Below are 13883 nucleotides of genomic sequence, written 5' to 3'. Positions count from 1 at the left end.
CCGGAAAATTTCTACGACACCTGGTCGTAGACTGGGCCTGATCAGTTCTTCAGGTGGAAGGCCGGTATTTCGATGGGCTCGGACGAGGCGCCGACGCCGCGCCAGGCCGGCAGGTTCGCACTGCCGATGTTGGGTTATCTGGCCGCGGTGGCCGCCCTGGTCACCTACGCGCTCATCTCGGGTGACCAGCGCTTCGTCGCGACGGGCGACAGCTTCCCCGGAACGCTCACCTCGGTGGCCGAGCCGGTCGGGTACTTCACCGCCCTCTTCGCCGGCGCGATCTGTCTCGGCGGCCTGGCCTACGTCGTCACCACCGCACGACCCGACGCCAAGGGCGTCATCGACCCACCGGCCTTCCGTGTCCACCTTGTGCTGGAACGGGTTTCGCTGGTCTGGCTGGTCGCCTCGGCGCTCATGGTGGTGGTGCAGGCAGCCACAGATGCGGGGGCGCCGGCTCTTCGGCTGGTGGAGAGCGGCCGGCTGGGCGAGGCCATCGGCGCTTCCGAGATGTCCCGCGGCTGGATCGCCGCCACCCTGTGCGCCGCGCTGGTCGCACTGACGCTGCGGTTCAGCTTGCGCTGGATCGCCATGGTCGTGCTGTTGTTGCCCAGCGTGATCGGCGTGCTGGCGCTGCCGGTCACCGGCAACGCGAGCGAAGGTCCTGACCACGACTACACAACCAGCGCGGTGATCGTGTTCGCGGTGGCGCTGGCGGTGCTGGCCGGCACCAAGATCGCCGCCGTCATCAGCCCGCCGGCCGCCGACCTCTACCGGCGTGTGCTGATCATCCAGGTTGCCTGCGGAACCGCGGCCCTGATCTACGGCGTGCTGCTGCTGGCCGAACAGCTCGGCCCCACCGGGCTGACGGGCAGCGGCTACGGGCGGTGGGCGATCGTCGCCGCGATCGCGCTGGCCGCGTCCTGGATCACCGATGCCGCGGCACTGCGCCGCGACAAGCCGTCCCGGTTGGCCAGTTGCCTGCCCGCGATCACGGCGCTCGCCGCGGTGGCCGCCATGGCCGTGCAGACGGCGCCGCGCCTGCTGCACCACAAGTACACGACCTGGGACGTCTTCCTCGGCTACGAGCTGCCCGACCCGCCGAATGTGGTTCGGCTGCTGACGGTCTGGCGGTTCGACACGTTCATCGGCATCGGTGCGATCGTGCTCGCGGGCGCCTATGCGTACGGGTATGTGAAGCTGCGACGCCGCGGCGACGAGTGGCCGGTCGGCCGGTTGATCGCGTGGCTGATCGGCTGTGCGGTACTGCTTTTCACCAGCAGCTCGGGTGTGCGGGCCTACGGGTCCGCGATGTTCAGCGTGCACATGGGCGAGCACATGACCCTCAACATGTTCGTCCCGGTGCTCCTGGTGCTGGGCGGCCCGGTGACCCTGGCCCTGCGCGCCCTGCCCGCCGCCGGCGAAGGTGCCCCGCCCGGGCCGCGCGAATGGATCCTGTGGCTCGTGCACTCGAAAGTGACGGCCGCCCTGTCGAATCCGATCGTGGCGTTCGTGCTGTTCGTCGCGTCGCTGTACGCGGTGTACTTCACCCCGATCTTCAGCACCCTGGTCCGCTACCACTGGGGCCACGAGTTGATGAGCGTGCACTTCCTGCTGGTCGGCTACCTCTTCTACTGGGGCATCATCGGCATCGACCCGGGACCCAAGCGCCTGCCGTTCCTCGGCCGGCTCGGATTGTTGTTCGCGGTCATGCCTTTTCACGCGTTCTTCGGCATCGCGACCATGACCATGACCGCCACCATCGGCGGTTCGTTCTACCGCTTCGTCGGCCTGCCGTGGCTGTCCAGCATCGGCGCCGATCAGCACCTCGGCGGCGCCATCGCCTGGGGCTCGAGCGAGCTGCCGGTGATTCTGGTGGTCATCGCGCTGGTGGCGCAGTGGGCGCGGCAGGATCGCCGCGCCGCCTCCCGCGCGGATCGGCACGCCGACGCTGACTACGGCGACGGCGACGACGACCTCGATGCCTACAACGCAATGCTGCGGGAGCTGGCCCGCCAGCGCGGCCAGCAGTAGTTCCCTCGGCTCAGCGGCCGAAGTTGCGCAGCCGCAAGCTGTTCGACACCACGAAGAATGATGAGAAGGCCATCGCCCCGCCCGCGATCAGTGGGTTGAGCAGGCCGGCGGCCGCCACGGGGATGGCGGCGATGTTGTAGCCGAACGCCCACACCAGGTTCATCTGGATGGTGCGCATGGTCGCCTTGGCCAGGTCCAGGGCCTGCGGCACCGAATCCAGGCTGTCGCGGACCAGGATGATGTCCGCGGCACCGATCGCCACATCCGTGCCGCGGCCGATCGCCAGACCCAGATCCGAGCAGGCCAGCGCCGGGCCGTCGTTGATGCCGTCACCCACCATCGCGACCATGCGGCCGCGGTCGCGCAGCTGCTGGATGACGTCGACCTTGCCGTCCGGGAGGACGTCGGCGATGACGTCGTCGATGCCGACCGCGGCACCCACAGCGGCGGCGGCCGCGGGGTTGTCGCCGGTCAGCAGGATGGTCTTCAGCCCGCGTTCGTGCAGCGCGGCGATGGCACCGGCAGCCGATTCACGGACCGCGTCAGCGACCGCGACGGCACCGCACAGCTGGTCGTCGACGGCCACGAAAACCACCGTCTCCCCACGGGATTCGGCGCTGCGGCGCGCTTCGGCGAGGGCCAGCGGCACCGCGGCACGGCCGGCCGCCCAGGACGGCTTGCCGATCCGCACCTCGCGCTCCCCCACGGTGCCGACGACGCCGCGGCCGGGGACGGCCTGAAAATCGGTGACTGCCCCGTGTTCCGGCGCGGCCGTGGTGATGGCCACCGCGACCGCATGTTCGGAAGCCGACTCCACCGCCGCAGCGAGGGCCAGCACCTCATCGGACTGCCAGCCGTCGGCAGCGGTGACCGCGGTGACGGCCAGGTGCCCGGTGGTCAGGGTGCCGGTCTTGTCGAAGACGACGGTGTCGACGGCCCGGATCGCCTCCAGCGAGCGGTGCCCCTTGAGGAAGATGCCGAGTTGGGCGCCGCGTCCGGACGCCACCATCATCGCCGTCGGCGTGGCCAGGCCCAGCGCGCACGGGCAGGCGATGACCAGGACCGCCAGCGCCGCGGCGAACACCTTGTCCGGACCCGCGCCGGCCAGCGCCCAACCCAGCGCGGTCAGCGCGGCGATGCCGAAGACGCACGGCACGAACACCGAGGCGATGCGGTCGGCCAGGCGCTGCGACTCGGCCTTCTGCGCCTGCGCTTCCTCGACCAGCCGCACCATGCCGGCGAACTGGGTGTCGGCACCGACGGCGGCGGCCTCGACGATCAGGCGGCCATCGAGCACGATCGTGCCGCCGATGACGCTGCTGCCAGGGGTGGCCCGAACCGGCTTGGCCTCACCCGTCATCACACTGGTGTCGACCGCGGCGGAGCCCTCGACCACGAGTCCGTCGGCCGCGATCGTCTGACCGGGGCGCACCACGAACTTCTGCTGTTCGGCGAGTTCCTCTGCCGGGATGACCATCTCGGAGCCGTCGGACAGCAGGATCGTGACGTTCTTGGCGCTCAGCGCGGCGAGCGCCCGCAGCGCGCTGCCCGCCTTGGACTTGGCGCGGGCCTCGAAGTAGCGGCCCGCCAGTACGAACACCGTGACGCCCGCGGCGACCTCGAAGTAGATCGCGTCGCTGCCGGCCAATGCCTGCCAGATGCCGGTGGTCGTGGTGGCGTGGTGCCCGACGAACATCGTGTACAGCGACCACACGGTCGCCGCGGTCACGCCGACCGAGATGAGCGTCTCCATGGAGACGGCCCGGTTGCGCGCGTTGCGCAGTGCCACGCGATGGAACGGCCAGGCCGCCCAGGTGACGACCGGCAGGGCCAGGGCGGTCAATATCCACTGCCAACCGGTGATCCGGGTGCTGGGGACGACGGCGAACATCACCGACAGATCGGCCAGCGGCACGAACAGCACCGCGGCCACCAGCAGGCGGCGCAGCAGGTACCGGGCCTGCGACAGGTCCTCATCGTCGCGCTCCCCGATGACCGCCCCCGACCGGGGTTCGGCATCGCAGCCGGCCTTGCGGACCGCGTCACACAGCTCGGTGTCGGCGATCTCGGGAAGTGCGTCGACCGTGGCGACGCGGGTACCGAAGTTCACGGTGGCGCGGACGCCCGGCATCTTGTTGAGCGTCCGCTCGACCCGCGTGGCGCAGGCGCCACACGACATGCCGGTCACGTCGAGCTGCACCCGACGCGCGGCCGCACTGTCGTCAACGGTTGCGGCAGCGTCGACCGCGCTGCCCACCACTGTGCTGACCGAGCTGGCCGTCATCATCCTCCTATTGTCCCCGCGAAGCGGGAGCTACCCAAAACATTGGTCGGACGTGCCCGGCTGTGAGTTCCCGGCAACAGTCGCATATGGTCGGGCCGTGAACAGCCGCGGCGACGACGATGAAGTGACCCGCCTGGCTCTGGCTGCCGGTCGGGGCGATCGCGCCGCATTGGACCAGTTCATCAAGGCTACCCAGCGCGATGTCTGGCGCACCGTCGCCTATCTCGACGAGCCCGGCAACGCCGACGACCTGACGCAGGAGACCTACCTGCGGGCCCTCGGCTCGCTGCCCCGGTTCCGCGGCCGGTCGACCGCCCGCACCTGGCTGTTGTCGATCGCCCGCCGCGTCGTCGTGGACCACATCCGGCGCAAGCAGTGCCGCCCGCGCAGCAGCGCCGCCGTCGAACCCGAGACCGTCGTCGACATGCACCAGCCGACCGCCCGGTTCGAGGACATCGTCGAAATTCGCATGCTGCTCGACGGCGTGGACTCAGACCGCCGGGAAGCCCTCCTGCTGACCCAGGTGCTGGGCCTGTCCTACGCCGAGGCCGCCGAAATCTGTGGCTGTCCCGTCGGCACCATCCGTTCCCGGGTCGCCCGGGCCCGCGACGACCTGCTGAAGGCAGGGAATCAGGACCAGAGCGCGGGCTGAGCCGGCCGCGGAACCCGCGCCCCCACCCATCCGACCAACTCTGCGAGACTGTTCTGCAGACTGAACGGAGTTGGGCTTGTCCACCCGCCACACCATCGACCTCGAACACACCCTGAGCGCCATCGGGCGACGGGTGTTCGACGAGGTCTGGATCGGCCCTGCGCGCCGCTACCCCACCGCCGTCGCGGTCGTCGTACTCGCGGTGTCCGCCGGCATCTGCTGGTCCGAAACTCATCGGTGGGTACTGAAGGTCGTCGCCGTGCTCTTCACCCTGGCCGCGGTGGCATCAGCAACAGCGCTGTGGCGCAAGCGGTTTCGCGTATGCTGCGCGGCGCTGTACCTGTCGGGCGTGGCCACTGCGGCGGGATTCGGTGCGGTCTGGTGGTGCCAGACGTCGCCGGCTCGCGTCGCCGTGTGGTGGCCGCTGGCCGGCTTCGTAGCAGCCGCGGTACTGGCAGTCTGCTGGCTGGGCGTGGCACTGACACCGCTGGACCGGTCGCAACCCGACATGCGGGCCAAGGCCGCCGGGAACTGAAGACCGGTTTCATACGACTAATGACAGCGTGCTCGCCGACTCCGCCGTGCGCTGGGCGCTGACCGCCGTGTTCGCGGTGGCGGCGCTGCTGTTCGCGGGCGCCGGACGGCGCGCACCCCAGCAGCGCGGGGTCGGGGCGATGCACGCGGTGGCGTCGGTGGGCATGATCGCGATGCTGTGGCCGGCCGGTATGCGGGTGTCACCGCTGCTGTACGTCCTGGTGTTCACCGCCGGTGCGCTGTATTTCGCCTATCTGGCACTGTTCGGGTTCGACCTGCCGCACCCCGTCTACCACTGCGCGATGATGGCCGCGATGGCGCTGATGGGCCTGCTCATGGCCCCGAACGCCGGACTGCCGGTCGCAGTGGCCAGTGCGGAAGCTCAGGCCTCGGGTCCGCACAGCGCGCATCTCGGTCACGGCGCCGTCGCCGTGACTCCCCCGGTCTGGCTCGTCGTGGTGTGCGCCGCGCTCGCGGTCGCGTTCTGCGTCGCCGCATTGTGGTGGTTCTATCTGCTGGTACGCGGGCCGAAGCGCCCGTACGGCGACCTGCTCATGGCGCTCGGAATGAGCGCCACCTTCGCTGTCATGGCCCTCTAGCCCTCGCATTGCCCCGAAAGGACTCTCAATGACCATGCCTTTTCAGACCGTCGCCGCCATCACTGCGACGGCCGCCTGCGCCGTTGCCCTGGCCGCACCGGCTGCAGCCCACGTCAAGGTGACGGGCGACGCCACCCAGGGTGGCTGGGGCGTGCTGAACTTCCGCGTCCCGACCGAGTCGGACACCGCGTCCACCACTGCCCTGTTGGTCGTGCTGCCCGACGACCAGCCGATCATCTCGGTCAGCACCCAGCAGAAGGCGGGCTGGACGGCCACCCTCACCAAGAAGAAGCTGCCCACCCCACAGAAGGACGACGACGGCGTCGAGGTCACCGAGTACGTCTCGGCCGTCGAATGGAAGGCCACCGCACCGGACGCGGCCATCCCGCCGCATCAGTTCAACGTCTTCGCCATCTCGGCCGGCCCGCTGCCCAAGGTCAACACGCTGTCGCTGCCCGCGGTGCAGACCTACAGCGACGGCAAGGTCGTGAACTGGAACGAGAAGGCCAACCCGGGGCAGCCCGAGCCCGAGCACCCGGCGCCCGCCCTGCACCTGAAGCCTGCCGGCGGCGGCGACCACGACCGACCCGCGGCCGCTGCCCCCGCGTCCGCGGCACCGGCGTGGCCGGGTCTGACGGCGCTGGCCGTGTCGGTGGTCGCGCTGCTGCTGGGGATCGCTAACCTGGCGATGTCACGACGAAAGAATTGAGATCGGTCACCGCGCTGCCGGTCGTCCTGCTCGCGGCTCTGCTCGCGCTCCTGCTGCCGGCTCCCGTCGCGCACGCGCACGCCGTCCTGGTCTCCAGCGATCCCGTCGACGGCGCCACCCTGCCGGCCGCGCCGAGCCGGGTCACCCTTACCTTCGACGAGTCGGTTCGCCTGATTCCCGGTGCGGTACAGGTGATTTCGAACTCCGGTGTCCGGGTCGACCGGGCGGTGCGGCAGCAGTCGGGTAACACCGCCGTCGAGCTGGAGCTGCCGCCGGACCTGCCGCGCGGCAGCTACACCGCCACCTGGCGGCTGATGTCGGCCGACGGCCACGAGGTGTCCGGCTCGGTGAGCTTCGGCGTGCAGCAGGCGCCGGATGCACCGCCGGAGGCTCGTCCGGTCGTCTCCTCATCGACTGCATCGGATGTCGCGCGCGGTCTCAAGTACACCGGCCTGGCGTTGTGCGTCGGAGTCCTCGCGGCGGCCCGATTGGTGTGGGGGTGGGCACTCGCGCTGGGCCGGACCCGCATCCTGGCCGGCACGGGCTGGGTGCTGCTGGCCGCCGCGACCGTCATCGACACCGTCACGACCGGCACGGGGCGCTATGTCCAGGTGGCGCTGCTGGGTGTGGCGGCGATAGCGCTGGTCCGCAACGCCCGGGTGGGGACGCCGCTCTTCGCCGTCGCCGCCGGCTGGCTCGCGGTCGGCATCGCCGCCTCGGGGCACGCCGCGGCCGGGCCCGACCCGTGGCTGGCCACCGCCGTCACCACCATCCACCTACTGGCCATGGCGCTGTGGGTGGGCGGACTGTGCGTCCTGACGTTGGTCGTCCTGCCGGCTCGGCGCAGCGACGAGCTGCAGCGGTGGTCCCGGGTGGCGTTCGGCTGCGTCGCGGCGGTACTGCTCACCGGCGAGTACCAGGCCTGGCGTCAGGTGTCGCCCATCGAATCGTTGTGGTCGACCGGCTACGGAATGGTCTTGTGCGCCAAGGTTTTCCTGGTGACACTGATGGCCGCTCTGGCATATCTGGGCCGGCGCCGACTCACGCCCGAGCGGCTGCGCCGCACCGTGCCACTGGAAACCGCCCTCGCGGTGCTGGTGCTGGTGCTGACCACGGTGCTCACCGGCGAGCCACCGGCCCGCACCACCTACGGCCCACCGCTCACCGCCACCGCCGCGTTGGATCAGGGCCGTCAGGCGCAGGTGCATCTCGACACCACCCGGCACGGCGCCATCCCGATCGATATCACCGCGCCCGGCGCGACCGCGATGCGCGGCACCCTGTCGAGTGCCGAGATCGCCTCTCTGCCCGTGCGGTTCACCGCGGGTCCGGACGGCCGCTGGCACAGCACCTATGCGACCGCGCCGCGGCCCGGGCTGTGGACGCTGCAGCTGACGGTGCAGTTCGGCGCGAACGACGCCGCCGTCACCAGCGTGCCGTTCCGCGCTTGGTGAGTTACCGGGGCGCTGTCATCATTTCGGCGATCAACCGATAGCGGTCCAGGTTGTGCCGCGCGTCGACGAGCGCGTCGTGCGAGTCGCGCGGCCGTGCCGGCATCCGCGGGCTGCCGCAGTCCTCCCAGAACTGCCGCAGCTCCCGGGTGAAGCGCGGCATGGCCGGCGGCAGGTCGGCCATCGGACCCCACAACTGGCACAGCACCACGTGGTCGTAGGCGCCGACCCAGGCCCACAGTTCGATCGGCTCGTCGCCGTCGATGTTGAAGAAGTCCTCCAGGTCCGACCGGATCTGGCGCCGCGAGCGCCACACCTTCGACGACGGCGACGGCAGCTTCGGCAACACGTTCTTGCGCACCCAGGAACCCGCCCGGTCCGGGTCGAACTCCGAGGAGACGGCGTAATACTCGCGTCCGTCCTCGGCGGCCACACCGATCGAGATCAGCTCGATGGTGCGGCCGTCGTCGATGAACTCGGTGTCGTAGAAGTACTTCATTCAGGCAACCTCGGTCGGGATTCGGTCCGGCGGCGCGGGTGCCGCATGGATCTCGCGGTCGAGCTGTTGGTCCACGGCCGCGTCGTCGGGAAACTTTGGCATACCCGCGATCGCATCCTGTAACCACAGCTTCGCCCGCACCACCGGCCGGCGCAGCCATCGCTCGCGTTCCAGCGCTTTGTGCATCTTCCGGGGCCGGCTCGTGTACCGCCAACGGGCCCACGGCGCGTGCGGTCGCGACAGCCGGATCGCGCCGATGACCAGCAGCGGTGTGATGAACATCCCGATCAGGCCGGTCCACACCTTGCCCTTGAGCAGCACGATGACCGCCATCGCCAGGGTGACCAGGGCCAGCGCCACCACCACGATCCGGGCGGTCACGTCCTGGTCGTCCCGCCAGACCGTGATGTCGAAGAACGACAGCGGGTTGAATCCCAGGACCAGCAGTCCCGCCACCGCAACGGCGACGAACACCGCGTCCACCGACGTCCGGCCGTCCTCGGCCCAGTACACGTCGGACAGGTGCAGGATCAGCGCGAACTCGTCCAGGACCAGGGCCGCACCGATACCGAAAAAGATTGCCGCCACGGTGAATTCGGGGACGCCGCCGTCGACCGCCAGCGTCACCATCGTCACCCCGGACACCATCACCAGCACGATGCCGATCACCACGTGATGGATGTGGAGGCTGCCGTGGCCGATGTTGCGCGGCTGCCACCATTTGCGCGGCGCCGGGTTGTCGGCGTGGGCCCGGATATAACGGACCACGGTGCGGGTGACGAAAAACGTCAAGATGAACGCAATCAGGCACCACAACAACGGCAGCCGCCCACTGGACACGAACTCCGTAGGTAGGGGCGACCGCACGGTGAAGAAACTTACGCCCGTGTATGCGTGTCACTGCCCCGCAGGGCGCCGACGCGCCGGTCCCCCCGATAGGCTGTCCGGCGAGATGCGTATCAGACCCGGGTTGCGGCCCACCTTGGCCTGGCGGCTGTTGCAGTTGCTGGCCGCGTTGACGTTGGTATGGGGCGCCTGGCGGCTGCTGGGCCACACGCCGTACCGAATCGACATCGACGTGTACCGCATGGGCGGCCGTGCCTGGCTGAACAACACCCCGCTGTACAACGAGAGCACGATCTTCCACACCGAGGCGGGCATCGACCTGCCGTTCACCTACCCGCCGCTGGCCGCGATCATGTTCGCGCCGTTCGCCTGGCTCCCCCTGCCCGGGGCCAGCGTGGCCATCACGGTGACGACGTTCGTGTTGTTGCTGGTGTCCATCGTGATCGTGCTGACCAGGCTGGACGTCTGGCCGCAGTCGCAGCTCGGCGGCTCGGCGCTGGTCCGCCGCTGCTGGCTGGCCGCCGCCATCGTCGGACCAGCCGTGCTGTTCCTCGAACCGGTGCGGTCCAACTTCAACTTCGGTCAGATCAACGTCGTCCTGATGACGCTGGTGATCGCCGACTGCGTCCCCCGCCGCACGCCCTGGCCCCGCGGTGTCCTGCTCGGGGTGGCGATCGCCCTCAAACTGACCCCGGCCGTGTTCCTGCTGTATTTCCTGCTGCGTCGCGATTTCCGCGCGCTGCTGACCACGGTGGCGGCGTCGGTCGCGGTGACGCTGTTCGCGTTCGCCCTGGCGTGGGGCGACTCGTGGGAGTACTGGACCAAGACGGTCCGCAACACCGACCGCATCGGCACCGCGACGCTGAACACCAACCAGAACATCTCGGGCACGCTGGCCCGGTTCGGGATGTCGGCGACGCCGCGATTCGTGGTCTGGGTGGTGCTGTGCTTCGCGGTGCTGGCGCTGACGGTGTGGGCGGCACATCGGGTGCTGCGCGCGGGACAGCCGGTGCTGGCCCTGATGTGCGTGGCGATGTTCGGCCTGGTGGTGTCGCCGGTGTCGTGGTCGCACCACTGGGTGTGGGTCGTGCCGACCTTGGTGACCATCACGGTGCTCGCCTACCGGCAACGCAGCGCCGCCCTCGCGGCGGTCAGCGCCGTCGGGGTGTTCCTGCTGGTCTGTACCCCGATCCGGCTGCTGCCCGAGCACCACGAGGTGGACGCGACGCTGTGGCGCCAGGTGGTCGGTAGCTCCTACGTGTGGTGGGGACTGGCCGTCATCGCCGCGGCGGGCACCATCACCGGCCGCGGCACGCCGTCAGCCGCCGCCACCGAGCACGTCGCGCCGATCTCGGCGACGACCTAGCTCAGCCCGCTTTGATCGCGGCCGGCGGGGTTTTTCCCTCTTTGACGTCCGCTGCGTAGAGGTCGACGTACTCCTGGCCGGACAAGCGCATCAGCTCGTACATGACCTCGTCGATCACGGCACGCTCGATGAACCGGTTACCGGCCAGGCCCTCGAAGCGGCGGAAGTCCATCGGCTTGCCGAACTTCACCTCGACGCGGGCGAAATGCCACATCTTGCTGCCCGGCGGGTTCACCACGTCGGTGTTGATCATCGCGACGGGAATGACGGGGATGCCGGTCTCCAGCGCGATGCGGGCCAGGCCGGTCTTGCCCTTGTACAGCTTGCCGTCGGGAGAACGAGTGCCCTCGGGATACATGCCGAGCAGCTTGCCCTTGTCCAGGATCTTGGCCGCGGCGGTTAACGCATCGGCCGCGGAATCGGCATTGGTGCGGTCGATCGGCACCTGACCGGTCGACGAATAGAAGAACTTGATCAGCTTGCCCTTGATCCCGGTACCGGTGAAGTACTCGGCCTTGGCCAGGAAGAAGATCCGGCGGCGCAGCACCAGCGGCAGGTAGAAACTGTCGACGACAGCCAGGTGATTACTGGCCAGCAGCACAGGGCCGTGATCGGGGACGTATTCGAGCCCCGTGACTTTCGGACGGCCCAGCAGACGCAGCAACGGGCCCATCAAGATGTACTTGTACAACCAGAAGAACATCGAACCTCCCGCTGCAGGCGCCCGGACGGTGCCCTGCGACAACCTTACCCGCGACTGTCGGCCGGACCACAGCCCGCGGCGGACTGGTTATTCCTCTACAGAGACCGGGATGGACTGGTAACGACCCGGTTCTGTAGGACTCGTCGGCGGCTCGTCGGCCTGACGGTGTTTGCCACCCGGACCGGACGGATCCGTCGGCGGCTCCGGGTGCGGGCCGGCGGGCCCCTGGTCGGCGAGCGCGGCGCGCACCGCGTCCAGAAAGGTGGTGCTGTGTTGGGCGATTGCCGTCAGCATCGGATGCTGTTCGTCGTTGGCCAACGCGACCAGTGCGCACACCGGGCACCACACCTGGTTGCAGTCACTGGGATTCTCACCGTCGGCGAGCATCGCCACGGACAGCCGCACCACGGGGTCGATCTTGTCGATGAGGGCCTGGGCCAGCAGCCGCAGGTCCATCGGTAGGTCGCCGAGGGATTCAGCCCCGAAATTGGTGTGCGTCACTTGGGCCACACCTCCGGGTCGGGGCGAAAACGGACAGTCAGTTCGCAGCCGCGCAATGACGCGCCGGTCACGATGCAACGGCGCAGGACAGATGCCAACGGGACCCGGCGCCGGGTACCACCCGAGCCGATGATGAGGTCATCGTCGACGCGGCCCAGGGTCAGCGACTCCGGGTCGATTTGCGGCAATTCTATCCGTAGCCGGTAGACAGCGGCCAATCCTGAGCCCGATTCGCGGTCGACGATGGGGCGCGGCGGGGCGGGCGGCGGGGCGCCGTGCCGCAGCCGCGACGCCTCCAGCAACTCCCCCAGCGCCTTCGGCCCGATGGGCTCGCCGGCCAAGTGCGGCACCAGCACCAGACGCACGTCGCCGACGGCGGCATCCAGGTCGCTGAGCATGCTGCGCTGCTCGGCGATGCGCTCGGCGTACCAGTCGAAGGCGGGGTGCGCGGGCAGGTTCACGTACTCGTACGAATCGTCTTGGATCAGAACCTGATTCACGATCAGCTCGGACACGTGCACACCCATCAAGGTGAGCGACGCCAGCGTCCGCACTGCCTCGGCCACCACCACCCGTTCCGGGGTGAGCACCAGGTGCGCGGTGACGTCGGGCTGGTCCAGCAGCTCGCCCAGCGCCTCGGTGGCGCCGGCGAGGCGCTCGACGAGGGTCACCATGGCGATCGTCTTGGCATCGGCCAGGCCGACCGACAGCCGCCGGTGCCGTGGCCAGGCCTTCTCCAGGTACAGGGCGAACGCCGCGGGCAGTGTCAGCATCCGCATGGCGTCGGCGGTCGAGGCGCAGTCGACGATCACGTGGTCCCAGTTGCCCGAGGCCGCCAGCTCCGCGACCTCGTGCAGCCCCAGCACCTCCTGAATCCCGGGCAGTGCCGAAAGTTCCTCCGGCGCAACGTCTCCCACATCGGACTCCGGGAACCGGGCGACCAGTACCGCGGCCACCTCGCGCCACCGGGCCTCCAGCAGCGCCAGGGTGTCCAGCGCCAGGGCATCGAGCATGACGCCGGCGCCGTCGTCGACGGGCACCTGCGTCGGCACCCGTAGGCCGGTCGGCTGGACGTCGGCGCCGAGCACGTCGCCCGTGGAGTGGGCCTGGTCCGTCGACACGATCAGCACCCGCTGCCCGGCCCGGGCATCACGCACCGCGGTGGCCGTGGCCACCGTCGACTTGCCTACTCCACCCTTACCGACGAACAGACTGATCCGGGCGCGCCCAGCAGGGTCCGTGTCAATCAGACTCGACTCGCTTCTTCAGGTCCTTGAGCGCCGTGTCGGTCAGGCGGCGCTCTGCCTTGCGTTTGAGCAATCCGATCATCGGGATGATCAGGTCGACCGAAAGTTCGTACGTCACGTCGGTGCCAGAACCCTTGGGCGCCAAGCGGTATGTGCCTTCGAGGGCCTTCAGCAGCGAGCTGGACACCAGGGACCAGCTCACCGACCGGCGGTCGGCGGGCCACTGGTAGGTGAACACCATGGTGTCCTTGAGCACCGTGGCGTCGAGGACCATCCGGGCCGTCTTCGGGTAACCGTCGGCGTAGACGTCCAGCACCTCGGTCTCCGGGTACTCGGCGACCCAGTCCGGGTATGAGCCGATATCGGCGATGACGTCCATCACGGTCGCCGGGTCGGCGTCGATGTAGATGGTCTGCGCAGTCTTATCCGCCACGTGTCCACTTCCCCGAGTTAACGATGCC

Annotated in this window: 14 protein-coding genes; 7 read left to right on the top strand and 7 right to left on the bottom strand. The window is 69.3% G+C overall.

Features of this window, described 5'->3' with window-relative positions; genetic code table 11:
- The first annotated feature begins 72 nt into the window (after window positions 1-72).
- Window positions 73-2031: a cytochrome c oxidase assembly protein gene (locus AC1U2B_RS00280; RefSeq protein ID WP_480215237.1), complete on the top strand. Its 1959-nt coding sequence runs from the start codon at window positions 73-75 to the stop codon at window positions 2029-2031.
- A 10-nt stretch (window positions 2032-2041) separates the two neighbouring features.
- Here the strand turns inward: AC1U2B_RS00280 and AC1U2B_RS00275 are convergent, their stop codons facing one another.
- On the bottom strand, window positions 2042-4210 hold the full coding sequence (locus tag AC1U2B_RS00275) for a heavy metal translocating P-type ATPase (protein ID WP_480215723.1): 2169 nt from the start codon (window positions 4208-4210) through the stop codon (window positions 2042-2044).
- A 202-nt stretch (window positions 4211-4412) separates the two neighbouring features.
- Here AC1U2B_RS00275 and sigC point away from each other — a divergent pair, with 202 nt between their 5' ends.
- The 5 genes from sigC (at window position 4413) to AC1U2B_RS00250 (ending at window position 8263) form a co-directional block, all read left to right on the top strand.
- Complete coding sequence (sigC, locus tag AC1U2B_RS00270) at window positions 4413-4967, top strand: RNA polymerase sigma factor SigC (protein ID WP_480215236.1); 555 nt, start codon at window positions 4413-4415, stop codon at window positions 4965-4967.
- Window positions 4968-5043: 76 nt separating this feature from the next.
- Window positions 5044-5502 (top strand): hypothetical protein, encoded by a 459-nt coding sequence (locus AC1U2B_RS00265; protein WP_043403245.1) that lies wholly within the window; start codon window positions 5044-5046, stop codon window positions 5500-5502.
- 28 nt (window positions 5503-5530) lie between these two features.
- Window positions 5531-6100, top strand: a complete 570-nt coding sequence (locus AC1U2B_RS00260) for a DUF5134 domain-containing protein (RefSeq protein WP_480215235.1) — start codon at window positions 5531-5533, stop codon at window positions 6098-6100.
- A 28-nt stretch (window positions 6101-6128) separates the two neighbouring features.
- Complete coding sequence (locus AC1U2B_RS00255; protein WP_480215234.1) at window positions 6129-6809, top strand: YcnI family protein; 681 nt, start codon at window positions 6129-6131, stop codon at window positions 6807-6809.
- Window positions 6806-8263 carry a copper resistance CopC/CopD family protein gene (locus AC1U2B_RS00250; protein WP_480215233.1) on the top strand — a complete coding sequence of 486 codons (1458 nt, stop codon included), beginning with the start codon at window positions 6806-6808 and terminating at the stop codon, window positions 8261-8263. Before AC1U2B_RS00255 ends, AC1U2B_RS00250 begins: the two co-directional genes overlap by 4 nt.
- Window position 8264: 1 nt before the next feature.
- On the opposite strand, the gene AC1U2B_RS00245 is transcribed toward AC1U2B_RS00250, so the two are convergent.
- Together AC1U2B_RS00245 and AC1U2B_RS00240 are read right to left on the bottom strand one after the other, a co-directional pair.
- On the bottom strand, window positions 8265-8759 hold the full coding sequence (locus AC1U2B_RS00245) for a polyadenylate-specific 3'-exoribonuclease AS (protein WP_043403249.1): 495 nt from the start codon (window positions 8757-8759) through the stop codon (window positions 8265-8267).
- Entirely contained in the window at window positions 8760-9599 is an 840-nt protein-coding gene (locus tag AC1U2B_RS00240) for a hypothetical protein (protein ID WP_480215232.1), read from the bottom strand.
- Window positions 9600-9711: 112 nt separating this feature from the next.
- On the opposite strand from AC1U2B_RS00240, the gene AC1U2B_RS00235 reads away from it, so the two are divergent.
- Window positions 9712-10971 (top strand): glycosyltransferase 87 family protein, encoded by a 1260-nt coding sequence (locus AC1U2B_RS00235; RefSeq protein ID WP_480215231.1) that lies wholly within the window; start codon window positions 9712-9714, stop codon window positions 10969-10971.
- Window position 10972: 1 nt separating this feature from the next.
- On the opposite strand, the gene AC1U2B_RS00230 is transcribed toward AC1U2B_RS00235, so the two are convergent.
- The 4 genes from AC1U2B_RS00230 to AC1U2B_RS00215 all read right to left on the bottom strand — a co-directional run bounded on the left by AC1U2B_RS00230 (window position 10973) and on the right by AC1U2B_RS00215 (window position 13855).
- Window positions 10973-11674 (bottom strand): lysophospholipid acyltransferase family protein, encoded by a 702-nt coding sequence (locus AC1U2B_RS00230; RefSeq protein ID WP_480215230.1) that lies wholly within the window; start codon window positions 11672-11674, stop codon window positions 10973-10975.
- Between the two features lie 87 nt (window positions 11675-11761).
- Window positions 11762-12175, bottom strand: a complete 414-nt coding sequence (locus AC1U2B_RS00225) for a hypothetical protein (protein WP_260941200.1) — start codon at window positions 12173-12175, stop codon at window positions 11762-11764.
- The gene (locus AC1U2B_RS00220; protein WP_390892782.1) at window positions 12172-13422 is read right to left on the bottom strand and encodes an ArsA family ATPase; all 1251 of its coding nucleotides are present in this window, start codon (window positions 13420-13422) and stop codon (window positions 12172-12174) included. Before AC1U2B_RS00220 ends, AC1U2B_RS00225 begins: the two co-directional genes overlap by 4 nt.
- Window positions 13418-13855, bottom strand: coding sequence for an SRPBCC family protein (locus AC1U2B_RS00215; protein WP_480215229.1), 438 nt, complete (start codon window positions 13853-13855; stop codon window positions 13418-13420). The genes AC1U2B_RS00220 and AC1U2B_RS00215 overlap by 5 nt, the downstream gene beginning before the upstream one ends.
- Window positions 13856-13883: the final 28 nt, after the last annotated feature.

It is taken from the genome of Mycolicibacterium sp. P4_G11, from assembly GCF_056555145.1.
Note: the sequence above shows the minus strand (reverse complement) of the source record. Positions and strands in the feature narration are given on the sequence as shown.

Bases quoted from the DNA above. Each gene is read 5' to 3' on its own strand.
- AC1U2B_RS00280 (WP_480215237.1), top strand. From the start codon at position 73: ATGGGCTCGGACGAGGCGCCGACGCCGCGCCAGGCCGGCAGGTTCGCA.
- AC1U2B_RS00275 (WP_480215723.1), bottom strand. From the start codon at position 4,210: ATGTCGTGTGGCGCCTGCGCCACGCGGGTCGAGCGGACGCTCAACAAG.
- AC1U2B_RS00255 (WP_480215234.1), top strand. From the start codon at position 6,129: ATGACCATGCCTTTTCAGACCGTCGCCGCCATCACTGCGACGGCCGCC.
- AC1U2B_RS00245 (WP_043403249.1), bottom strand. From the start codon at position 8,759: ATGAAGTACTTCTACGACACCGAGTTCATCGACGACGGCCGCACCATC.
- AC1U2B_RS00235 (WP_480215231.1), top strand. From the start codon at position 9,712: ATGCGTATCAGACCCGGGTTGCGGCCCACCTTGGCCTGGCGGCTGTTG.
- AC1U2B_RS00230 (WP_480215230.1), bottom strand. From the start codon at position 11,674: ATGTTCTTCTGGTTGTACAAGTACATCTTGATGGGCCCGTTGCTGCGT.